We start from the raw sequence: 22556 nt of genomic DNA, 5'->3' as shown, positions 1-22556 counted from the left end.
CGGCGCGGCCGCGGTCGCGCGGTCCCCGGCGCAGCCTGCGCCAGGACGCGGTCCTGGCGCGGGACTACCTGCGGGCCGGAGGCGTCTCGGAGGTCGGGCGCCGCGCGGCCGGGCGGGTCAAGCGCGTCCTGGGCCGCTGACCCGCGCTCGCCGCAGCACGCCGGTGAGCGCGCGCTCCACCCGTGACCGCACGCTCACCCGACCGTGCGCGCTGCGGACCCGCGCCAGCTCCTCGAGCCGGGCGGCGAACCTGCGGCCCGCGGCCTCGGCCGAGTGCAGGGTCGCGATGTCCCGCGCGGCGCGCGCGCCCCGCTCGGCCGCGGTCTCCGGCTCGTCGACCACGAGGCGCATGAACCGTGCCGCGGCGTCGAGGTCCGGCTCCGCCCAGGTGCCGTCCGCCGGGTAGGGCTCGGCGCCGTCCCCGATCCGGGTCGGGGTCCACGGGACCAGGAAGCTGTTCTCGGGAGTCATGAACTCGAGGTTGCCGCTGTAGGCCGTCGCGATGACGGGCTTCCCCCAGGACATCGCCTCGGCCATGGTCAGCCCGAGCCCCTCGCTGCGGTGCAGGGAGACGTAGCAGTCGGCGAGAGCCATCATCGCGTCGCGCTCCGCCGGGTCCAGGTAGCGCTCGTCGAGCCGCACGTGGGGGAGCCCGGCCACCCGCAGGCGCAGGCGCTCCGCCTCGGAGGGGCGTCGGTCGGCGTTGATGGACTTCACGACGAGCAGCGGCCCGTCCTCGGGCGCGAACGCGCGGACGAAGGCGTCGACCACGCCCCAGGGGTTCTTCCGCTCGGCCGTGCTCAGGAAGTCGAACGCGAACAGGAAGACGGGCCGGTCGGGCCAGCCCAGGTCGGCGCGGGTCAGCGTCGGGTCCGGCCCGCGCTGGGGGAGCGGCGGCGTGAGGGTGCGCACGGGCACGGGCGAGTGCGGCTCCACGGCCCTCCGGACGAAGTCCGTGGCCACCCAGACCTCGTCGAGCCGGGCGAAGCCGCCGTGCTGGGACGCGGGGAACTCCTCGACCTCCCAGTACCACATGCCGATCCGGTAGCTCTGGTCCGCGACGTCCGGGACCGCCGCGAGCACGCGGGTGGTGAGGTCGGCGTTGACGCACACGACGGTCGTGTCGAGGAACGCGCCCGGCTGCTCGGCCGGGTCGGCCGTGCGCTGCCGGCTGGCGAGACCGGCCTCGACCGTGCGCGTCACCACCGGCACCCCCGCGGACCGCAGGGCCGCGGTCAGCAGGCGGGCGGACTCCCCGATGCCCAGCTCGCCGCGCAGGAAGCCGACGACGTTGACGCCCGGCGCCCGTCGACCGCGCTCGGGCGCGCGCACGGGGACGCGACGCAGCGACTCCTCGACCAGTCGCGCGGGATGGCCCTCGCCCACCGCGTGCGCGGCCGTCCACGCGAGGAACGCCGCGGTGTCGGCGCCGGGGACCTCGGGGAACGACCGGACGAGGTCTGCCCGGCCGGCGCGCAGCGCGGTGAGGTACCGGCCGGGGCCGCCGTCGGCCGACGGCGCCGTGAGCCAGGAGAGCAGCTCGTCGCGCCGCGCCGGGTCGAACGGGTCGACGTACGCGTCCGCCGCGCGGTACACCGCGCGCAGCGTGGCGTCGACGGGTGTGCCGAGCGACGTGCCGGCGAAGGGATCGACGGGCGACGGCTCGAGCTCGCCCGCGAGGGACGCGACGAGCGCCGCGAGCGCGGGGTGGTCGCTGAGCCGGGCGCGCGGCCGCTCCCACGCCGGCGGGCCCAGCTCCCACGGCGCGTCGGCCACCAGCCCGGTCAGGTCGAGGGCCATGACCGGGGAGCCGTCGAGCGCCAGGGTCCCGTCCACTGTGCCGTAGGCCTGGGCGGGCTCGACGGTCCACGGCGAGACGAGCAGGCCCGGGGTGCGCAGCACCGTGGAAGGTACGACGGCCGCGGCGGCGTCGAGCCAGCGGTCGCCGGCCGCCTCGAGGGCGGCGCGCTCCCAGAGGTCGAGCAGGTCCGTACGGCGCGGGCGCACCCCCAGCAGCAGGGGCGAGTACGCCCCGGAGTCGGCGAGGTCGGAGGCGTCGGGCCGCAGGCCGTCGGCGCGCAGGGCGTCCGCCCGCGGCAGGAGCACGAGGTCGGCCGGCGCGGTGGCGATCGGCTCGGGGGACGCCAGTAGCACCACGCCGGGCGCGAGTGCGAGGACGACGTCCGAGGGCAGCGACCGGACCAGGGAGGGGACGCACGACCGCCCGACGTCGGTGGGGGCGAGCCGCGCCGCACGGCGGTGCACCTCGTCCGCCGGGAGGCCGACGTCGGCCGGCCCGACCACGGTCTCGCGGCCGACCGGGAGGTACGTGCCGTCGACGTCGAGCACGGTCACCGGCGCGTCGGTGACGGCCAGGGCGTGCCGCACGGTGAGGCGGGCGTGCGCAGCCGTGCGGGCGACGCTCACGACGGCGATGTGCACGCACGGACCCCTCACGCCGGAACGGATGACGGGCAGAGCCTAGTCGGGCGCGGCGGTTATCCTTGGACGCCCTCTGGTCGGGGCTGGGGTTGACGTGCGACGCCCCGGGCGCCCGCCGCGCGACGAGATCCGCGCCCGACCTGCCCCTTCGTAGGATGAGAGAGACGTGACGCTGGACACCGAACCTGCCGAGGCGGGCGACGCCACGGTGGAGACGCCGGCCCCTCGCGCCCGCAGTCGCTGGCTCTCGTTCCGCTGGGACAACCCCCTCGCCGACCCGGTGTCGGTGGCGTTCACGTCGATCGTCCTGTTCTTCCTCGGCCTCGGTGGCTTCGACCGGATGCGCGCCCCGCTCGGCTCGGGCGACGCCGTCCCCGTCTACGTGATCGCCAAGATGTGGGCCACGGGCGCGATCTTCGGGAACAACGAGCTCGGGTACCCGTTCGGGCAGGACCTGCGGTACTTCCCGGCCGCCGACATCACCCAGAACCTCATGTCCGGCGTCGTCGCCGCGCTGACGAACGACCCGTTCCTCGGGCTGAACACGATGTACGCGCTCTCGTTCCCGCTGACCGCGCTCGCCGCGCTGTGGGTGCTGCGCGTGTGCGGCCTGCGCGGACCGATGGCCGTGCTCGCCTCCCTCGCGCTCACGTTCATCCCGTTCCACTGGCTGCGCACGGAGCACATGTACCTCGCGTCGATGTACTCGGCGGTGCTCGGGGTCGGCCTCGCGCTCGCGGTCGGCAGCGGGGCCGTCGAACGCGCCCTGCGCTCGGAGCACCGCGTCCGCGCCGCGCTCGGCTACGGCTTCGTGGTGCTCGTCGTCGCGACGAGCGGCGTCTACTACGCGGTGTTCGCCGTCCTCTTCTGCACGATCGCGCTCGTCGTGCGCTTCGCGCGTGGGGCCCGGTGGCGCTCGCTCGCCCTGTCGGCCACGCCCCCCGCGCTCGTCGTGGCGCTCTTCGGGCTCGCGCTGCTCCCCGCGGCGATCTTCGAGCGGACGCACCCCGCCCTGCACCCGGTGGCCAAGCGGCTGGTGGTCGAGTCGGTGCAGTACGCCGGCTCGCTGTCCCTCGCCCTGATGCCCGCCCCGTACTCCCGCGTGCCGGGGATGGGGCCGGTCAACTCCCTGGTCGACGGCGCCCTGGCCGAGGGCACCAAGGTCGGCACCTCGGGCGTGATCCTGCCGTCCAACTTCGGCTCGCTCTTCACCTGTGTCGCCATCGTCTTCGCGATCGTCGGCCTGATCATCACCTCGCGTCGCAAGGCGCTCGGGCTGCGCCTGCCTGGCTCGTCGGGGGACGGCGTCTCGTTCGGCCTGGTCGGGGCTCTCCTGTCCACCGCGGTGCTCTTCTTCGTCCCGTGGGGCCTGAACTTCCTGTTCGCGTACCTCGTCTCCACGCAGATCCGTGCGTGGGACCGCCTCCTGCCGGTGCTGTACACGCTGGTCTTCGCGGCAGCCGCCGTCGCGTGGCGGCGGCTCGGCCTGCCGTCGTCGGGCTGGCGGACCACTCTCGTCGCGGCCGGGCTGGGCGTCGTCCTGATCCTCGACGCCGTCGCCCCGTACCGCATCCAGTTCACCCAGATCGCCGCGGCCGGCGCGGCGGAGCGGGCGGCGGGCGAGGCGTACGCCGACGAGCTCAACGCCGCCGTCCCCGGTGAGTGCGGCGTGCTGCAGCTGCCCGTGCTGCGGTATCCCGAGGAGCCGCCGAAGGTGAACCTGTGGCCGCTGCAGCAGTTCTGGCCCGCGCTGACCAACCCCACCAAGAAGTGGTCGGCCGGGGCGATGAAGGACACCGAGGACAGCGCCTGGCTCGACTCGCTGCACGGGGACATCACCACCCAGGCGGTCGACTACCTGGTCGCCGGCGGCTTCTGCGCGATCAGCGTGGACCTGCGCGGGTACACGCCCGAGCAGCAGGACGTCGTGCTCGCCCAGCTCACCGAGGTGGCCGGCGAGCCGGTCGCGACGGGGCGCGGCGGCGACTGGGTCGCGTTCGCGCTCCCCGTGGCGCAGGACGGTGAGGTCACCGACCCCGCGACCGACCTCGAGGACCTGCCCGACGAGGAGCAGCTGTTCTGGTCGCCGGCGGTGTTCGAGAACACCGACGGGTCGCTGCCCGAGCAGGACGGTGACCACGAGCGCTGGTGGCTGGGCACCGAGCCCGCACGGTTCACGGTCCGGTCCACCGAGCCGGACGCGGACTTCACGTCGGTCACCCTGGACCTGTCCGCGGCGCCGTGCGTCTCGCGCGACGTCGTCGTCAGCCTGACCGCCGACGGGAAGACGGTGAGCACGACGGTCGACCTCGAGGCGAACGGGGAGGCCCCCGTGACGGTCTCTCTGCCGTCCGCCACCACCGACGCGACGCTCGACGTCGCGCCGGGCGGTCGCGCGTGCACGGTCCCGGACGACCCGCGCAAGCTGACCGTCGCGGTGCTGGACCCGGTCGCCTCGTTCCGGTGACGGCCGGCCGCCCCGTCCCTCGGGACGGGGCGGCCGGGACGCTCACTCCAGGTCGAACAGCTCGAACGCGAGGTCCGCGACCACCGTCGTGACGGCGCGGTGCTCGTTGAGCCCCGTCCGGCGCAGCCGCTCGGCGACGTCGGTGCCCATGAGCACCAGGGGCCGCGACGCGATGGCCCGGCGACCGCCCTCGAGGAGCTGCTCGGCGTAGGCGTCGCCGCTGCGCGTCGAGAGCACGAAGTCGCGGCCACGCGCTCCCGACTCCGCCCGCTCCTGCGGGTGGTCGACCAGCGCGCGTAGGGCGGTCCGCAGGGAGGCCACGACGTCCTGCGGGTCCACCTTCACGGCGACGTCGTCGGGGAGCTCCGCGTAGTGCGCGTGGTCGAGGACCACGAGCGGCACCCCGGCCAGCATCTGCGTGAAGACGCTCGCCGACTGACCCTCGAGGACCGGGTCGCGCAGGGCCGCGGCGATGTCGGCGCGGTCGAGGATCTCGTGCAGCAGCGAGTCGCTGACCGCCCCGGTGACCGCGAACCGGTCCGCCAGACCCAGCGAGGCCGCGCGCGCACGCAGCTCGTCGGCGTCCACGGACTGCGTCGGCCCGACCGACCAGAGGTGCACGCGGGCCGCGAGGACCGGGTCCGACGCGACCGCGTCGAGCAGCGCGTCGATCCGCCGGTTGGCGTTCGCCGCGCCGACCGTGACGAGCAGGACGGCATCCGCGGGCAACGAGTGCAGATGGTCGGCGGCGTCCTCCTGGTGGTTGGAGTCGAAGCCGATCCGCGGGGACGGCACCGGGAGCGGGGCGACCGTGACGTCGCCGAGCGAGCGCCCGTTGACCAGGCCCGCGTGCCACCACGAGTGCACGACGACGCCCAGGCTCGTCTCGATCGCGTAGTCGCTCATCGGCGTCTGCTCGCTGTACCGCATCCAGCCGGGCGTGCCCTCCGGGTGACGTCCGCGGCGGAAGATCTCGGCCTCCTCCGGCGTCGACTCGTCGGCGATCCGCCGCGCGACGACGTCGAGCTCGCCGCGTGCGGTGGCCGAGTGCCGCACCATGTCGGTCATCGCCACGTCGTGCAGCACCACCAGACCGGGCAGCGCCCGGGCGAGCGGCAGGATCTGCGAGTGCCACGGGCTGTTGCCCAGGACGTAGATCACCAGGTCGTACGCGGCCAGCGCGCTCAGGGTGTCGCTGTCGGCCTCCGCGTACGGCGTGACCGGCACGGGGCACGGTCGGTAGTCGGTCCCGGTGGGGCACCAGACCTCGACGTCCCACTCCTCGCTCATGCGCGGGATCGCCTGGACCATCACGTCGGCGATGGCGCTCTCGGGGGCCATCGGGGTCACCATGGCGACCTTCATCGGGTGAGCTCCTCGATGACGCGGTCCCACGAGAGGTCCAGGTCGAGGGCGAGCGTGCGCGCGTTGCGACCCATCTCGGCGGCGCGGGCCGTGTGCAGCGCGAGCTCGTCGAACGCGGCGGCCAGCGAGACCGGGTCGGGCTCGGAGACCAGCCCCGTGCGCCCGTGGTCGACGAGCGTGAGGGTGCCGCCCGAGTCGGTGCCGGTGATCGACGGCTTGTTGGACATGGCGGCCTCGTAGCAGACGTAGCCGTACGAGTCCTCGTCGATGGGGAGGTAGACCGAGCCGATGCAGCGGGCGATCAGGTCCAGCTTCTCCTCCTCGGTGATGAAGCGGGGGACCAGCTCGACGCGGTCGCCGAGGCCCTCCCGCTCGATCAGGCGCTCGACGTCGGCCAACGTCTCGGGCGTCTCGGGGGCGCCGGCGACGACCAGCCGGTAGCCCGGGCTCGCGTGGGCCATCGCCTCGATCGCCAGCCGCTGCCGCTTGCCGCCCGAGAGCCGGCCGAGCGCGACGATGAAGTCCTCGGCGGGCTCGGTGCGGAAGTCCTGGTCGGCGTGCGGCGGCGTCATCAGCACCTCGGCGGTCAGACCGTTGGCGCGCTCGAGCCGCTCCGCCACCATCGGGGAGATCGTGTAGACGCGGTTCGCCGCCTCGAACGCGGCCCGGTCGCCGGCCCGGACGGCGTCGGCCACCCGGTCGAGCCGCGGGTCCTGCGGCCAGCCCACGGGCGCGGGGTCGTAGGCCTGCCGGAACTGGTGGACCAGCCAGATCACGACGTCGGGGTGCGGGATCAGGTACGCCGGGAACTTCATCCCGATGATCCGGTCGCAGTTGATGACGTCCATCAGCGTCGCGGCCGTCATGCTCTCGAGCACCTGCTCGGGGGTGTCCCCGAGAGGGAGGCGCAGGAGGTCGGCCTCGTGCCCCGCGCGCCGGAGCTCGAGGACCAGCCGGTCGGCAAGGAGCTCGGCGCCCCCGCGGACGAAGGGTGCGGCGTTGTTGGCGACGAGGATCTTCACGAGGTGCTGTCTTCCAGGAGTCGGTGGAGCACGTGCTCCCACGCGATGTTGAGCTCGGCCCGTCGGGCGAAGCTGGCCTCGCCCATCCGCTCGGCCAGGGCGCGGTCCTCGTAGAGCCGGTCGAACGCGGCGGCGAGCGCGCGGGCGTCGGGAGCCGTCACGAGGCCCTGTACCCCGTCGGTCACGAACTCGAGGGCCCCCCCGGAGTCCGAGACCGTGACGATCGCCTTGCGTGAGTGCGACGCCTCCAGGGACGGGTACCCGTACGAGTCCTCGTCCAGCGGCAGGTACGACACGGCGAGGCACTCGGAGAGCAGGCGGGTCTTCTCGGCCTCCTCCATCCAGCCGAGCCGCAGCTCGACCTTGTCCTGCAGCCCGTGCTCGCGCACCAGGTCCTGCAGGCGCCGGCTGTAGTCCGCGGTGTCGGCGCTGCCGCCGATGACGAGCCGCACGGGCGTCGTCGTGTACCGCATCGCCTCCACGGCGAGCAGCTGGCGCTTGATGGGAGTCACGCGGCTCGGGTAGAAGATGAAGTCGCCGTACGCCTCCGTGGTGAAGCGCGACGTGTCACCGCCCAGCGGCGGGAGCAGCGGCTCGGCGGTGACCCCGTTGTACTCCTTGACCCGGTCCCGCACGATCGCCGAGTTGCTGAACACCGCCTTCGACTCGCGGAACCCGATGTTGTCGATGCGGCGCACGGCCTCCCGGTACGACGCGGCCTCCTGGTCGTTGCGGATGCCCCGGTACGGGGTGTCCCACAGGTCGAACAGCTCGCGGTAGTGGTGGATGAACCACGTCGCCTTGTTCTCGTGCCGGATCAGGTGCGCCGGCCAGCGGATCGCGATCAGCCGGTCGCCCTGTCCCGCGAACGGGGTGGCCCGCAGCCCCACCATCGCCGGCAGCACGCGCCGGGTGTCGACGGGGAACGGGAGGTAGAACTCCTCGACCTCATGGCCGGCCTCCCGAAGTGCCTGGGCGGTCCAGTGCACGATGAGGTTGCCGCCCCCGTTGACGTGGGGCACCGAGCTCGAGGCGATGACTACTCGCATATCAGGGCGTCTCCGAGGAGGGTGTCGCAGGGATGCTCGCGCTGTCCGTCTCCGCCTGGGACAGCTCGACGAGCAGGAGCGTCAGCTGGCGCGACTCCGCGGCCGCCACCAGCTCACGGAAGATCTCGAGCCGGCGACGCCGGTCCCGCAGGCTGCGTACGCGCCCGCGGACCCCGCCGCCGCCGGTGCCGAACAGGCGCCGGTCGGTCTCGGGCCGGGCCGCGTAGGCGCGCAGCAGCCACTCCCGGCCGACGCCGCCGACGAGCTTGCCGACCTCGAGCGCCCGCTCGTCCGGCCGCGGGGCGCGCTGCAACGACACCTCGAACAGCGCGTTCACGAAGATCCGGTGGCCGACCGACGCCGCGGTCTCACCGGGCAGCCCGCGCCACGAGCCGAGGCCGAGGGCCTCGACCGCGATGAGCCGCTCCCACGTCCGCAGGTCCGCGCGCACCACCGCGATGTCGGAGCGGGTGCGTCCCCGCGCCTCCTCCGTCGCCGCCATCTCGCTGGCCAGGTCGAAGAGCGCCTCGCCCTTCTCCACCCGCCCGGCCCACACGAGCAGCCCGTCGGGGTCGGGCGCGCGGCCGAGGATCTCGCGGTAGAGCACGTCGACCGCGTCCTTCGGGGCGAGCCCGCCCGAGGACAGCCGCAGGATGCGGGGGAGCGGGGCGCCCGTCATCTCCGGGAGCGGCTCGTCGCCGTGCCCGGTGAGGAGCTGCTCGAACGTCTCGCGGCGGCGCTTGGCACGCACGCGGGGGTCGAGGAAGCGCGGGGTCGGTCCGGCCGTGGCGGAGGTCGGTCGCGGCTCGCGGCGTGCCGCCGGCGACGGTGCCGGGCGCTCGGTCGCGCGGGGCGCCGGGGAGGCCGCGGGAGCCTTGGTCGCCTGCGGCGTCGGGCCCACGTCGAGGTGCCCGACCCCCCGGCGCAGGGCGGAGTTCTCCTGCGCGAGCGCGGTGATCGACGCCGTCAGGGCGTCGCGCTCGTGCGAGAGCCGGTAGACGTGGTCGGTGACGAAGCCGTCGACCGGGTTCGCCGGCAGCGACAGGCTCTCGCGCAGGGACTCGTCGGTGGTCAGGTAGTGGTTCAGGCCGTCGAACATGCAGTGGACGTAGCCGGCCTCGACGAGGAGCGCGACCGCCTCGTCGCCCGCCTGCCGCCCGAGGCCGGGCGCGACGCCCTCGACCACGCACACGACGGGGCGCACGTCGCCGTCGAGCAGCCCGCGCACGACGCCCGGCTCCGCTCCCTCGACGTCGATCTTCAGCACGTCGACGTGCTCGAGACCGAGGTCCCGGAAGACGGTGGCGAGCCGCCGCACCGGCACGGTGATGAGCTGGCTCGAGCCCTCGTCGCTGCCGGTGACCGACGAGTCGAGCAGCGAGGCCCAGCCCGGGTTCGTCGGCAGCGTGAGGACGGCCTCGCCGTCCTTGTCGCCGATGGCCATCGACAGGTTGGTGTCCTCGGGGCGGTCGCGCTCGAAGGCCTCGAGCCGGGCGGGCTGCGCCTCGATGTTGACGCCGCGCCACCCCCGGTCGTACAGGGCGCGCGTGACGGAGTCGTACGTCGGGTCGAAGGCGCCCACGTCGACGTACGTGACCTTCTCGCGGTCGCCGAGGGCGCGCCAGAGGACGACGTCCTCGCCGTGCTGCGCGTACGAGACGAACGGCTCGGCGCTCATGCGCGGAGCTCGGCGACCCGCGTGACGAGGGCGGCGCAGACGGTCGCGACGTCGTCGTCGGAGAGCAGCATGTGCGTCGGCAGCGAGATGCCTTCCTCGCCCAGCCGTTCGGAGACGGGGAACGTCGGTCCGCCGTCCACGTGGTACGGGGGCATGAGGTGCAGCGGGTAGAACACGGGCCGGGTCTCGATGCCGTCGGCGCGCAGCAGGTCGATCAGGGTGTTGCGCTGGTCGGACGTGAACCCGTCGATGCCGACGGTGTACAGCCAGTCGACCCGCTGCACGTCGGGCCGCTGGATCGGCAGGGTGATCCCCGCGACGCCCCCGAGGTGCTGCACGTACGCGGCGGCGATCTGGCGCCGGCGGACCACGAACTGGTCGAACCGCTCCAGCTGGGCCACGCCGATCGCGGCCGCGACGTTGGTCATGCGGTAGTTGTAGCCGACCACCGGGAACCAGTACCGCTTGGCCGAGTCCATGCCCTGGCCACGCAGCAGCCGGAGCCGTGCCGCCAGCTCGTCGTCGTCGGTGGTGACGGCGCCGCCCTCACCGGTGGTGACGATCTTGTTGCCGAAGAAGCTGAACACGCCGACGTGCGCGAGCGAGCCGACGGGGCGCCCGTCCACGCGCGAGCCGTGCGCCTCGGCCGCGTCCTCGACCACCTGCAGGCCGTGCCGCGCGGCGATCTCCATGATCGCCGTCATGTCGGCCGGGTGCCCGTACAGGTGCACCGGGATGATCGCGCGGGTGCGCTCGGTGATCCGGTGCTCGATGTCGGCGGGGTCGAGGTTCATGGTGTCGGCCTCGACGTCGGCGAACACCGGGGTCGCGCCGCAGTACACCACCGCGTTGGCGGTCGCGATGTAGGTCAGCGCGGGCACGATCACCTCGTCGCCCGGTCCGATGCCGAGGGCGACCAGCGCGAGGTGCAGCGCCGTGGTGCCGTTGTTCGTGGCGATGACGTGCTTGGTGCCGGCAAGCTGCGCGAACGACTGCTCGAAATCGGTGATGAAGTGACCGACGGATGAGATCCATGTCGAGGTCAGACACTCGTTGACGTACTCGGTCTCCTTGCCGGAGAGGTCCGGGCTCGCGATCGGGATCAACGCTTCAACTCCTGTGCAGGTACTCCGATGACGGTCTGTCCGTCCGGCACATCGTGCAGGACGACGGCCCCCGCGCCGACCGTGGCGCCCGCGCCGATGCGGACTCCCGGGATGATGCTCGCACCTATCCCGATCATCGCGTGGTCACCCACGACGACGGTTCCGGCGAGGTTCACCCCGGGCGCGACGTGGACGTAGTCGCCGATCACGCAGTCGTGGTCGACGGTCGCGCCCGTGTTGACGATCGAGCCGGTGCCCACCCGCGCGCGGGCGCCGAGGACGGCGCGGTGCAGCAGGATCGAGCCCGGACCGACCTCGGCCGTCCGGCCCACCTGCGCGGAGGGGGCGACGACGGTCGCGAGCGCGAAGCCGAGCTCGAGGCAGCGGGCACCGAGGGTCCGCCGCGCGGCGTTCGAGCCGAGCGCGACGAAGGCGTGCGTGATGCCGGACGCGAACAGCGCGGCGAGGGCGTCGTCGCTGCCCAGGTACGGCAGGCCGAGGACGTCGCCGGAGGCGGGCCCGACGTAGCCGGCGGGCGTCAGCGCGGGCGCGGGGTCCCAGGCGTCGAGGCAGGCGCGGGCGTGCCCTCCGTTGCCGACGACGACTACGCCCCCCACTGCTGTCGCACCTCCGAAGACGTCGTCCTGGACCCGTGCGCGTCGCCCGGTAGCCCCGGAGAGCCTACTCGATCGCCCGGGGTCCGCCGCTCGGCGGGGCGTCCGGCAGCCCGACATGTGCGGCGACGTCCCGCCGCGGGACGGCGGCGTGCGACCAGGTCCGGCGCCGCACCGCGAGCTCGCGCGGGAGGCGCCCGACGACGTCGCGCAGGGCGCGGGCGCGCGCCCCGGTGGTCGGTGTGCGCCAGCCGTCGCGCAGCCCGGCCCTGAGCAGGCCGAGCACCTGGCGGGCTCCCGACGTCAGCGCCGTCCGCGCCGGTGCGTGCCGGGCCAGGACGATCAGCGAGTTCCGCGTGTTGTAGTACCGGAACACCGGGCTGTCCGTCCCCGAGCTGGCCGCGTGCTGGTGCTCGGCGACGGCGCCCGGGACGTAGCGGACCGTCCAGCCGGCGGCGCGCAGGCGCCACGACAGGTCGGTGTCCTCGTAGTAGAGGAACAGGGAGGGGTCGAACCCGCCGACCTCGTCGAGCATGTCCCGGCGCAGCAGGGCCGCCCCGCCGCAGAAGCCGAAGACGTCCGGGTCGGTGGACTCGGTGCCGAGGGGCCGCCGGTAGTCGCGGTCCGTGCCCCGGCCGTCCGCGGTGACGATGTTGCCCGTGGAGTTCACCAGCACCGGGTCGGTGCCCGCGAGCAGGATCTTGGCGGTCGCGGCGCCGACCCGGGGGTCGTCGAGCGCGCGGAGCAGCTGCTCCACGGCGTCGGGAGCGAACGTCGCGTCGTTGTTGAGAAGCACCACGTGCCCCGTCGCCCCCCGCATCCCGAGGGCGGCCCCACCGGCGAAGCCGAGGTTGCGCTCGGCGCGGACGCTGTGGACGCCGCGCGCCTCGAGCAGCTCCGCGGTCCCGTCCACCGAGGCGTTGTCGACGACGACGACCTCGACCGGGACCGTCTGCGCCGCGAGCGAGTCCAGGCACGCGGGCAGCAGGTGGGCGCCGTTCCAGGAGACGACGACCGCGCGGACGGTCGCGGTCGGGGTGGTCGGCACGGCGCGAGTCTAGGTGTCGTTACGCTCGCGCCGTGGACCCGCTGCGCATCGCGATGACCGTCGAGCAGTGCTGGCAGCCCGTCCCCGGCGGCTCGGGCTCGTACATCGCGGAGCTCACGCGCGCGCTCGCCGACCGCTCCGACGTCACGGCCGTCGGGCTCGCCGCGCGGCACGGTGCCGACGAGGTCCCGCGTCCCGCGCCCACCGGCCGCGTCGTGCACGCCCCGCTGCCCCGGGTCGCGCTGTACGAGAGCTGGAGCCGGCTCCGACGCCCGCGCGCCGAGTCGACCGTGCCCGGGGCCGACGTCGTGCACGCGACCACGTGGGCGGTTCCGGGGCGCCGGGTGCCGCTGGTCGTGACGGTGCACGACCTGGCGTTCCTGCGCGAGCCCGAGCACTTCACCGCCCGCGGCAACGCGTTCTTCCGTCGGGCCCTGGACATCGTGCGCGACGAGGCCGCGCAGGTGGTCGTGCCGTCGTCGGCCACCCAGGAGGACTGCGTGGCCCACGGTCTCGACGCCGCGCGCCTCACGGTGGTGCCGCACGGGGTGCGATCGGACGAGGTCACGCCCGAGCAGGCGGGCGCGTGGCGCCGCCGGGCAGGGGTCGACCGGCCGTTCGTCCTGTGGTGCGGCACCCTCGAGCCCCGCAAGAACGTGCCGCGCCTGGTCGAGGCCTACGCCCGCGCGGCCGGGCAGCTGGACCACGACCTGGTGCTGGTCGGCCCGTCCGGCTGGGGCGACGCCACCGCCGACGTCGAGCGCGCGCTGGCGGACCTGCCGGCGGGGAGCGTGCACCTGCTCGGACGGCTGGGCGACGCCGACCTGCAGGCCGCCTACGCGAGCGCCGACGCGTTCGCCTTCCCGTCGTTGTGGGAGGGCTTCGGCATGCCGGTCCTCGAGGCGATGGCGCACGGCGTGCCGGTGGTCACGTCCGCGGGCAGCTCCATGGCGGAGTTCGCGGTGGGGGAGCTGGTCGACCCGCTCGACGTCGACGCGATCGCCGCCGGGCTGGTCGCGGCCGTGTCGGGCGGTCCGGGGCGCGACGAGGTCAGGGCAGCGGCCGGGCGGTACACGTGGGCCGCGTCGGCCGCGGCGCACGCCGAGGTCTACCGGGCGGCGTCAGCCCTGCGCTGAGCCGAGGGACGCGATGTAGGCGGCGACCTCGTCGGCCTGCGGCAGCGCACCGGACGCGAGGGCCTCGGCCAGCGACGGCGCCTCGAGGTCCCTGGCGGACAGCTGCGGGACCAGCGGGGACCCGTCACGCGCCGTCGTCGGCCACACGATGCCGACGTCGGGGTCCAGGGGGTGCACGCCGTGCTCACGCGCCGGCGTGAACGGCTCGGAGCACATGTAGAGCACGGTCGAGCCGTCCTCGAGCGAGAGGAACGCGTGCCCGAGGCCCTCGGACAGGTAGATCGCGCGGCGGTCCACGTCGTCGAGCAGCACGGTGTCCCACGTGCCGAACGTGGGGGACCCGACGCGCAGGTCCACGACGACGTCGAGCACGGCGCCCTTGGCGCAGGTGACGTACTTGGCCTGGCCGACGGGGACGTCCGCGTAGTGGATCCCGCGCAGCACGCCGGCGGCGGAGACCGACAGGTTCGCCTGCTTGAGGTCGAACCCGTGCCCGACCTCCTCGAGGAACGGCGGGCCCTGGAAGTACTCGAGGAACACGCCGCGCGGGTCGCCGTGCTGGACGGGCGTGATCTCCCACGCCCCGGGGATCGCAAGCTCGCGGTACGTCATCGTCTTCTTTCCGGAGGGCAGGCGGCGTCGGGGACGAGCCAGGGTACCCGGGCCGGATACCCTGGCCCGTCGTGATCGAGAGCGGGGGAGTCGGCGTGCGCTGGTTGGTGGTCGGAGCGGGCGGCATGCTCGGGACGGAGCTCGTGGACCTCCTCGAGGCGCGGGGAGAGGACGTCCGCGGACTCCTCCGGGCCGACGTCGACGTCACGGACGCGGCCGCGGTCGACGAGGCCGTCGAGGGGTCCGACGTCGTGGTGAACTGCACGGCGTACACGGCGGTCGACGCCGCGGAGACGGACGAGCCCGCCGCGTTCGCCGTCAACGCCGTCGGCGCCGCCCACCTCGCCCGGGCCACGCGGCGCGCCGGTGGCCGGATCGTGCAGATCTCGACCGACTACGTCTTCGACGGCGCCGCCCGACGGCCGTACCCGCCGGACGCCCCGATCGCTCCTCGCTCCGCGTACGGCCGGACGAAGGCGGCCGGCGAGTGGGCCGTGCGGGCGGAGTGCCCGGACCACCTGGTCGTGCGCACGGCCTGGCTGTACGGCGCGCACGGCACGTGCTTCCCGACGACGATCGCGCGCGTCGCGGCCGAGCGCGGCGGCCTGGACGTCGTCGACGACCAGCACGGACAGCCGACGTGGACCTTCGACCTCGCCGACCTGGTGCACCGGATGGTCGCGGCGCGGGTGCCCGCGGGGACGTACCACGGCACGGCCGGCGGCTCGACGACGTGGCACGGGTTCGCGCGGGCCGTCGTCGGCGCGGCCGGGATGGACCCGCAGATCGTCCGGCCGACCAGCAGCGAGGCGTTCGTGCGCCCCGCCCCGCGCCCGGCGTACTCGGTGCTCGACCACGAGAACCTGACGGCCGTCGGGATCGCGCCCGTCGGGGCGTGGGACGAGCGCTGGGCGGCCGCGGCGCCGACCGTGCTGGCCGGGCCTACCAGCTGAGGACGCGGTCGGCGTCCGCCGGACCGACCGCCGACCGCACCACGTCGAGCTGGGCCGGGGACACCAGCACCCGCTCGCTCGGGTCGAGCGAGAGGATCTCGGTGATCCCGTCGATCAGGCCCGCGTCGCCGTCGCCGGCGTTGTTCCAGATGGCGGTCGTGATCGCGCTCCGGCTGTCGTAGCTGGTGCCCGAGAGCGCCGCCGACCAGAACCACGCGCGCACCGGGTCCCCGAACAGGTCGTCGGACATCGACACGTACGAGCTGGGCGACAGGCGGTCCTGCGCCATGACCTCGGACGCGCCGAGCAGGTGGTCGATGACCGGCATGGGGCTGAAGATCGCGACGTCGGACGGCAACGCCTGCAGCGGCACCCAGCCGAACGTCTGGAACGCGGCCGCGGCCAGCACGACCGAGCCGACGGCGTGCCGGGCGCGGGTGGTCAGCGGGGCCGCGAGCCGGGGCACGGCGGCGAACGCGACGCCGAGCACGACCGCGAGGAGCACGAGCGAGACGATGTACTCCGCGAAGACGAACTTGGAGAAGTAGTAGCCGAGCTCGCCGCCCGCCGAGAGCTGGCTCCGGGCGATGTAGGCCAGCGTGAGCGCGCCCACCACCGGGACGGCGGCCAGCGCGATCACGCGCGACGAGCCCCGCCACCGGCCGACCAGCAGGCAGCCGGCGACCGCGCTCGCCGAGACGAGGACGACGACGTTCGTGGGCGGGGTGTCGAACGCGCCGCCGATGCTGAGCACGGACGTCGACGCCGTCAGCAGGCGGCCCAGGATCCGGAGCGCCTCGAGCAGCCCGCCGAGCGTCGCGGCGACCACCAGCCCGACCGCGACCCACTGCCGGGTCGTGGCGCGCCACTGTCCGCGGCGCGCCGGCCACAGGATGCTCACGGCCGCGACGCCCGCGAGCACGGTCAGCGGCAGCCACGCGTGGGCGACGGTGACGAGCATCCCGCCCAGCACGGCGAGGTGCAGGGCCGACGTCGGTCGGGGGATGAGCAGGGCGGCGACGATGGCCAGGCCGACCGCCACGCACCCGAAGAAGAAGTTGTGGTAGCCGGCCAGCAGCATCGTCGCGCCGGGGCCGACGAGCAGCGCGGCCACGACGAACGCGACCACGGGGAGCGCGACGACGGGCGCGCGGCGCAGGCGCGGGAGGCTGACGATGCCCAGCACGAGCAGCGCGACCATGAGGCCCGCGACGACGGCCGAGCCCTGCGTGAACCGCACGATCTCCTGCGAGGGCGTGGAGTATGCGGCGGAGTGGGCCAGCTCGATGACGCTGGCGGCCACGGCGTGGAAGCTCTGCGGGTAGTCGTCGTAGGTCCAGCCGTCACCCGGCGCCGGGGGCGGGAGCCGGTCGATCGTGGCCCCGTGCAGCCGGAGCATGTTGACCATGCTGAAGTGGCCGACGTTGTCGTAGCCGCCCATCGCCATCGACAGGGCGGCGTGGGCGTCCTCCACGCGGAGCCGGCTGCGCAGGCGCACCGGGATCCAGAGCAGGGCGCCCAGCGCGATGCCGTCGACGAGCCGGACGCGGGGCACGAGCGCGCGCGCCCGCCGCGCCGTCGGACCCCACAGCACCCACGTGACCACGGCGCCGCTCGCCAGCGCGAGCGCGACGGTGACCCGGCCGAGGCTGGTGGGCGGCACGACGACCCACCACGTGACGACGCACCAGCCCACGGCGAGGGAGCCGTTGACGAACAGGCGGCGGGCGAGCTCGCGCGAGCTCGGGATCGCCAGCAGCACCAGGGCGGTGAAGCCGAATCCGACCAGGCCGGAGAGCGCGCCCGCCGAGCGCAGCGCGACGACGACCGCGGCGACGACGACGCCGGCGAGCAGCGCGAGGGCGATCCGGGCGACGGTGGGACGCGCGGCCCGGGCCGAGCCCGCCGGCTCCTCCGGCTGCGTCGGTTCCTGAAGCTGGACCGGTTCCTCGGTCGCCTCGGGGACGTCCGTGACGCCGCTGGGTGCCGGGGTGGCACCGGGGTCGCGGTGCGTCATCGTCGTCCTCTCGAGGGTCGGGCGCCTCGGTCGCGAGACGTGCCAGGGTACCCGGGCGGCGGTGACCCACCGCGGTCCCGAGCGGGCGTCAGCGGGCGCCGGCGGGCGTGAGACCGGTCACGCGCCGACGGGCCGGTCGGTCAGCGGACCTGGTCCAGCAGGCCGAGCAGGTACGTGCCGTAGCCCGACTTGACCAGCTTCTCCGCGCGCTCGCGCAGCTCGTCGTCGGACAGGAAGCCACGCCGCCAGGCGACCTCCTCGGGGGCGCCGACCTTGAGGCCCTGCCGGTGCTCGATGGTGCGGACGTAGTCCGAGGCCTCGAGCAGGGAGTCGAAGGTGCCGGTGTCGAGCCACGCCGTGCCCCGGGGCAGCACCTCGACCTGCAGGCGGCCCTGCTCGAGGTACGTGCGGTTGACGTCGGTGATCTCGTACTCGCCCCGCGCCGACGGCGCCAGGTCCCGCGCGATCGCGACGACGTCGTTGTCGTAGAAGTACAGCCCGGGCACCGCGTAGCTGGACCGCGGGTTCGCCGGCTTCTCCTCGAGCGAGAGCGCGCGCCCCTCGGCGTCGAACTCCACGACGCCGTACGCGGTCGGGTCGGCCACGCGGTAGGCGAACACGGCGCCGCCGTCGATGTTCTCGAAGCGCTGCAGGCGCGAGCCCAGCCCAGGCCCGTAGAAGATGTTGTCGCCGAGCACGAGGGCGGCCGGCTCGTTGCCGACGAAGCCCGCGCCCAGCACGAACGCCTGGGCGAGCCCGTTGGGCTCGGCCTGGACCGTGTAGGTGATCGCGATGCCGAACTGGGAGCCGTCCCCGAGCAGCCGGCGGAACTGCTCCGCGTCGTGCGGGGTCGTGATGACCAGCACGTCGCGGATGCCCGCGAGGATGAGCGTCGAGAGCGGGTAGTAGATCATCGGCTTGTCGTAGACCGGGACCAGCTGCTTGCTCACGCCGAGCGTGATGGGGTGGAGGCGTGTGCCGGAGCCGCCCGCCAGAATGATGCCGCGCATGGGGCCATAGTGGTCCATCCGAAGGTTCACCCGGGAATCGTGCGCCCGGGGGTCGCTATCATCGGGGCTCTCCCGACGCCGACCAGATGGGCAGCCGTGCTGAGACTGATGCCGTCGACCCAGCCCTACGCCTGGGGTTCGACCACAGCGATCCCCGACCTGCTCGGCACGAGTCCCGACGGGCAGCCTGTCGCGGAGGCGTGGTTCGGGGCGCACCCGTCGGCGCCGGCCGTCGCCGCGGCGGACGCCGGAGCGCAGCCCCTGCACGAGCTCATCGCTGCGAGCCACCACGACCTGCTCGGCGAGGACGTCGTGGGCCGGTTCGGCGAGTCGCTCCCGTACCTGCTCAAGGTGATCGCCGCCGAGCGGCCCCTCTCGCTGCAGGTGCACCCGAACCTGGAGCGGGCCCGCGCCGGGCACGCCGAGGAGGACGCGGCAGGGGTCCCGGTCGACGCGCCGCACCGCAACTACCGCGACCGCAACCACAAGCCCGAGCTCGTCTACGCGCTGACCCAGTTCGAGGCGATGTGCGGGTTCCGGGCTCCCCGGCGCACGGCCGAGCTCTTCGCCGGCCTCGACGCCCCGCTGGCCAAGGAGCTGCACGGCGCCCTGCTGGCGCAGCCCACGGCCGAGGGCATCAGGACCGTGTTCGAGCAGCTCCTCGACCCCGCGACGCGCCCCGGCCCGGACGAGGTGAGCGAGGTGGCGCAGGCCTGCGCCGACCGCCTGGCCACGGGGTCGCCGTCGCCTCGCGCCGACCGCACCGTCGTCCTCCTGCAGGAGGAGTACCCCGGCGACGTAGGCGTGGTGACGTCGCTGCTGCTCAACCCCGTCACCCTCCAGCCCGGGGACGCCATGTTCGTCCCGGCGGGCGGGGTGCACGCCTACCTCAGCGGGCTCGCGGTCGAGATCATGGCCAGCTCGGACAACGTGCTGCGTGCCGGCCTGACGCCCAAGCACGTGGACGTCCCCGAGCTGCTCGCGAACGTCGACTACGTCGCAGCGCCCCCCATCCGGATCGCCCCGGAGGTGTTCCACGGCGCGACGAAGGTCTTCTACGCGCCCGTCGACGACTTCGAGCTCTCCGTCACGGAGATCCGCGACGACCTGAGCCACCCGCTGCCGGGCCGGGGGCCGCGCATCGTCCTGTGCCTGGACGGCGAGGTGACGTTGAGCGCGGAGCGGGACGGCGCGCTCGTGCTCGGCCGCGGCCAGTCGGCGTTCGTGCCCGCGAGCGACGGCCCGCTCACCGTCGGCGGCCGGGGCACGCTCGTGCAGGCCGACGTCCCCTGAGCGACATCTACCCTGGTCGGATGCGCATCCTGCTCGACGCCACGGCCATCCCCGTCGACCGGGGCGGCGTCGGGCGCTACGTCGACGCGCTGCTGCCCGCGCTCGCGCGGCAGGGGGTCGACCTGGTGGTCGTGGGCCAGCAGCGCGACGCCGAGACCCTCGCGGCCCTGGTGCCCGGGGCGGAGCTGGTCACGGCGCCGGCTCGCGTGGACCGCCGCGGACCTCGGCTGGTCTGGGAGCAGACGCACCTGGCGCGGCTCGCGCGGGCCGTCCGCGCGGACGTGCTGCACAGCCCGCACTACACGATGCCGCGCGGCGGCTCGGTGCCGGTGGTGGTGACCCTGCACGACGCCACGTTCTTCTCGCACCCCGAGCTGCACTCGAGGGTGAAGCGCGAGTTCTTCACGCGGGCCACCCGCACGGCCGTCGCCCGGGCGGCCGCGATCGTGGTCCCCTCCGAGGCGACCGGGCGCGAGGTGCGCAAGTTCGTCGGCGGGGACCCCGCGCGGTTCCACGTCGCGCACCACGGCGTCGACACCGACCTGTTCCACCCGAGCCCGGCGGCGGACGTCGACCGGGTGCGCGCCGGCCTCGGCCTGGCGGACGGCCCGTACGTCGCGTTCCTCGGCACGCTCGAGCCCCGCAAGAACGTGCCGGCGCTCGTCCGGGGCTGGGCGGCGGCCGTCGAGGGTCCGCACGCGCCGGTGCTCGTCCTCGCGGGCGGGCCCGGCTGGGACACCGAGGTCGAGCCCGCGGTCGCCGCCGTGCCGGACGGGCTGCGGGTGCTGCGACCGGGCTACCTGCCGCTGGAGGACCTGGCCCCGTACCTCTCCGGCGCGGCCGTCGTCGCGTACCCGAGCCTGGGAGAGGGCTTCGGGCTCCCCGTGCTCGAGGCGATGGCGTGCGGCGCGGCCGTCCTCACGACGCGCGAGCTGTCCCTGACCGAGGTCGGCGGCGACGCCGTCGCCTACACCGGGACCGACGCCGGCAGCATCGGGCGTGAGCTGGCGGCGCTGCTCGCCGACCCGGAGCGGCGCGCGGCGCTGTCCGCGGCGGCCGTCGAGCGCGCGGCGGGGTTCACCTGGGACGCGGCTGCGGCCGCGCACGTGGAGGCGTACGAGCAGGCGGTTCAGACGGCCGCGTGAACCGGCTCGGGCTCGGGCGCCGGCTCGCGCGCGGGGCGGTAGGTCGACCAGAGGATCCACGCCAGCGCCGCGGCGACCACCGCGTAGAGGGCGACGCCCGTGAGGTACCCGACCGGTGAGGACCAGTCGGGGTGTGCCGTCACGAGCTGGCCGTCGAGCCCCTCGGCGTACCGGCGCGAGCCCCAGAAGAACGCCGCGACGTGGGCGACGAGCAGCACGGGCACGACCGCCCGGGCCGTGCGGCGGTGCGCCTCGCCCGACTCGGTCGCGTCGACGCGGAGCACCAGCGCGGCGAGCATCGGCACGCCGACGGCGAGGGGGAGCGCGTACCGGCCCTGCCACACGAGGCCGGAGTCGGCGATCGTCGGCAGCTGCAGCGCGACCGGCGCGACGGCCGTCCCGACGATCGCGAGCCCGAGGGCCGCGCGCTGGCGGACCGGACGGACGGCGGCGAGGGCGGGCAGCAGCAGGGCGCCCAGGGCGACGTACCAGGCGACGAAGGTCAGCGGCGGCGCGGGCGCGTCGAGCCAGCCGAAGTCGCCGATCATGTTCTGCAGGTAGCCGAAGCCCGCACCGAAGATGCCCAGCAGCGCGGCGGCGAGGTCGTCGTACTGCGGGTACAGGCCGCGCGTGGTGACCACCGAGCCGTGCGTCGCCAGCCAGCCGACCGCGACCAGGGCCGCGACGACGGCCACGGCGCCGAGCCACCGTGCCGACGGCAGCCGGAGCAGCTCGCGCCAGCGGCCCGCCGGTGCCGCGACGAGCACCACGACGACGATGGCCAGCGCCCAGACCGGCCCGGTGGCGCGGCTGTTGATGAGCAGCGCACCGGCGACCACCGCCTGCACCAGCGCCGGGGTGCTGACCGGACCGTCGCGGGAGACGAGCACCAGGCACGCGGCCCAGAACGCGATCGCGGCGCTGATCTCGAAACCGGCCGGGTTCACCGTCGCGCCGAGGAACAGGCACATCGGCGTGAGCGCGACGGCGAGCCCCCAGGGACCTGCCCGGTTGCCGCGCGCGGTGGAGAGCCGGAACGCCGCCCAGGTGACCAGCGCGGCCGAGATCGCGGCGCTGACCAGCCGCATCGCGACGATGCTCGGCCCGGCGGACAGGAAGAGCGACGGCCAGCCGACGAGGGCGTAGTACAGCGGCGGGTACTGGCCGGCGAACGTCTCGACCAGCACGTCCGGGCCGGCGGGCGGCAGCTCGTCCTGGCAGTCGGCGGGCTGGTCGCGGTCGAACGCGAAGCAGTTGGGCAGCGCGAGCGCGGCGGCGAAGTCCGACGGCAGCCGGACGAGCGTGCCGGCCCCCGGGCGGTCGACGCTCTGCTCCGCGTCGTTGGGGGTGCCGTACAGCTGCCCGCGGGCGACCGCCGCGGCCCGCACGACGTGGCTCGGCTCGTCCGGCGAGGCCATCAGCGGCACCGCGAGCGACCACAGGGCGCCGAGCGCGAACAGGAGCGCGCCGATGCCGGTCCAGCCCAGGGCGGACGCACGGGTGCGCTCGCGGGTGGTCGGCGTCGGGGAGTCGGCGCGCGTCGTCATGTCGTCCTCGGTGGCAGCGGTGCCGACCAGGCGATCGGCGAGGCGCGCGCAA

Annotated in this window: 17 protein-coding genes; 5 read left to right on the top strand and 12 right to left on the bottom strand. The window is 74.5% G+C overall.

The annotated features are described in order from the left end of the window. Positions 1-117 precede the first annotated feature (117 nt). Complete coding sequence (locus AC1DT4_RS15200; protein WP_477090636.1) at positions 118-2442, bottom strand: glycosyltransferase; 2325 nt, start codon at positions 2440-2442, stop codon at positions 118-120. 166 nt (positions 2443-2608) lie between these two features. On the opposite strand from AC1DT4_RS15200, the gene AC1DT4_RS15195 reads away from it, so the two are divergent. After that, positions 2609-4909, top strand: a complete 2301-nt coding sequence (locus AC1DT4_RS15195) for a hypothetical protein (RefSeq protein WP_477090635.1) — start codon at positions 2609-2611, stop codon at positions 4907-4909. 42 nt (positions 4910-4951) lie between these two features. Here AC1DT4_RS15195 and AC1DT4_RS15190 read toward each other — a convergent pair whose 3' ends face one another. The 7 genes from AC1DT4_RS15190 to AC1DT4_RS15160 form a co-directional block, all read right to left on the bottom strand. Beyond that, a complete protein-coding gene (locus AC1DT4_RS15190; RefSeq protein ID WP_477090634.1) occupies positions 4952-6274 on the bottom strand; it encodes a glycosyltransferase in 1323 nt (440 codons plus the stop codon). Next, complete coding sequence (locus AC1DT4_RS15185; protein WP_477090633.1) at positions 6271-7296, bottom strand: glycosyltransferase family 4 protein; 1026 nt, start codon at positions 7294-7296, stop codon at positions 6271-6273. Before AC1DT4_RS15185 ends, AC1DT4_RS15190 begins: the two co-directional genes overlap by 4 nt. After that, entirely contained in the window at positions 7293-8318 is a 1026-nt protein-coding gene (locus AC1DT4_RS15180; RefSeq protein WP_477090632.1) for a glycosyltransferase family 4 protein, read from the bottom strand. The genes AC1DT4_RS15185 and AC1DT4_RS15180 overlap by 4 nt, the downstream gene beginning before the upstream one ends. A 28-nt stretch (positions 8319-8346) precedes the next feature. Then, positions 8347-10023 carry an FkbM family methyltransferase gene (locus AC1DT4_RS15175; RefSeq protein ID WP_477090631.1) on the bottom strand — a complete coding sequence of 559 codons (1677 nt, stop codon included), beginning with the start codon at positions 10021-10023 and terminating at the stop codon, positions 8347-8349. Beyond that, positions 10020-11129: a DegT/DnrJ/EryC1/StrS family aminotransferase gene (locus tag AC1DT4_RS15170; protein ID WP_477090630.1), complete on the bottom strand. Its 1110-nt coding sequence runs from the start codon at positions 11127-11129 to the stop codon at positions 10020-10022. The genes AC1DT4_RS15175 and AC1DT4_RS15170 overlap by 4 nt, the downstream gene beginning before the upstream one ends. Then, positions 11126-11746 (bottom strand): acetyltransferase, encoded by a 621-nt coding sequence (locus AC1DT4_RS15165; protein WP_477090629.1) that lies wholly within the window; start codon positions 11744-11746, stop codon positions 11126-11128. The genes AC1DT4_RS15170 and AC1DT4_RS15165 overlap by 4 nt, the downstream gene beginning before the upstream one ends. Before the next feature lie 64 nt (positions 11747-11810). Further along, on the bottom strand, positions 11811-12791 hold the full coding sequence (locus AC1DT4_RS15160; protein ID WP_477090628.1) for a glycosyltransferase family 2 protein: 981 nt from the start codon (positions 12789-12791) through the stop codon (positions 11811-11813). A 32-nt stretch (positions 12792-12823) separates the two neighbouring features. Here AC1DT4_RS15160 and AC1DT4_RS15155 point away from each other — a divergent pair, with 32 nt between their 5' ends. Further along, positions 12824-13927 carry a glycosyltransferase family 4 protein gene (locus AC1DT4_RS15155; protein WP_477090627.1) on the top strand — a complete coding sequence of 368 codons (1104 nt, stop codon included), beginning with the start codon at positions 12824-12826 and terminating at the stop codon, positions 13925-13927. Here AC1DT4_RS15155 and AC1DT4_RS15150 read toward each other — a convergent pair. After that, entirely contained in the window at positions 13913-14539 is a 627-nt protein-coding gene (locus tag AC1DT4_RS15150; RefSeq protein WP_477090626.1) for a dTDP-4-dehydrorhamnose 3,5-epimerase family protein, read from the bottom strand. The two genes, AC1DT4_RS15155 and AC1DT4_RS15150, sit on opposite strands and share 15 nt — an antisense overlap. Before the next feature lie 95 nt (positions 14540-14634). On the opposite strand from AC1DT4_RS15150, the gene rfbD reads away from it, so the two are divergent. After that, a complete protein-coding gene (rfbD, locus tag AC1DT4_RS15145) occupies positions 14635-15492 on the top strand; it encodes a dTDP-4-dehydrorhamnose reductase (protein ID WP_477090637.1) in 858 nt (285 codons plus the stop codon). Here the strand turns inward: rfbD and AC1DT4_RS15140 are convergent. Both AC1DT4_RS15140 and rfbA read right to left on the bottom strand, forming a co-directional pair. Beyond that, entirely contained in the window at positions 15482-17509 is a 2028-nt protein-coding gene (locus tag AC1DT4_RS15140; protein WP_477090625.1) for a hypothetical protein, read from the bottom strand. The genes rfbD and AC1DT4_RS15140 overlap by 11 nt on opposite strands. 140 nt (positions 17510-17649) lie before the next feature. After that, a complete protein-coding gene (gene rfbA, locus AC1DT4_RS15135; protein ID WP_477090624.1) occupies positions 17650-18519 on the bottom strand; it encodes a glucose-1-phosphate thymidylyltransferase RfbA in 870 nt (289 codons plus the stop codon). Positions 18520-18615: 96 nt separating this feature from the next. Here rfbA and manA point away from each other — a divergent pair, with 96 nt between their 5' ends. Together manA and AC1DT4_RS15125 are read left to right on the top strand one after the other, a co-directional pair. Next, positions 18616-19812 (top strand): mannose-6-phosphate isomerase, class I, encoded by a 1197-nt coding sequence (gene manA, locus AC1DT4_RS15130; RefSeq protein ID WP_477090623.1) that lies wholly within the window; start codon positions 18616-18618, stop codon positions 19810-19812. A gap of 20 nt (positions 19813-19832) precedes the next feature. Next, positions 19833-20957: a glycosyltransferase family 4 protein gene (locus AC1DT4_RS15125; RefSeq protein WP_477090622.1), complete on the top strand. Its 1125-nt coding sequence runs from the start codon at positions 19833-19835 to the stop codon at positions 20955-20957. On the opposite strand, the gene AC1DT4_RS15120 is transcribed toward AC1DT4_RS15125, so the two are convergent. Then, complete coding sequence (locus tag AC1DT4_RS15120) at positions 20942-22504, bottom strand: DUF2142 domain-containing protein (protein ID WP_477090621.1); 1563 nt, start codon at positions 22502-22504, stop codon at positions 20942-20944. The genes AC1DT4_RS15125 and AC1DT4_RS15120 overlap by 16 nt on opposite strands. Between the last annotated feature and the right edge of the window lie 52 nt (positions 22505-22556).

Source organism: Cellulomonas sp. P4_D11 (assembly GCF_056401915.1).
The sequence above is the reverse complement of the archived record's forward strand: the minus strand, read 5'-3'. Positions and strand labels throughout refer to the sequence as shown.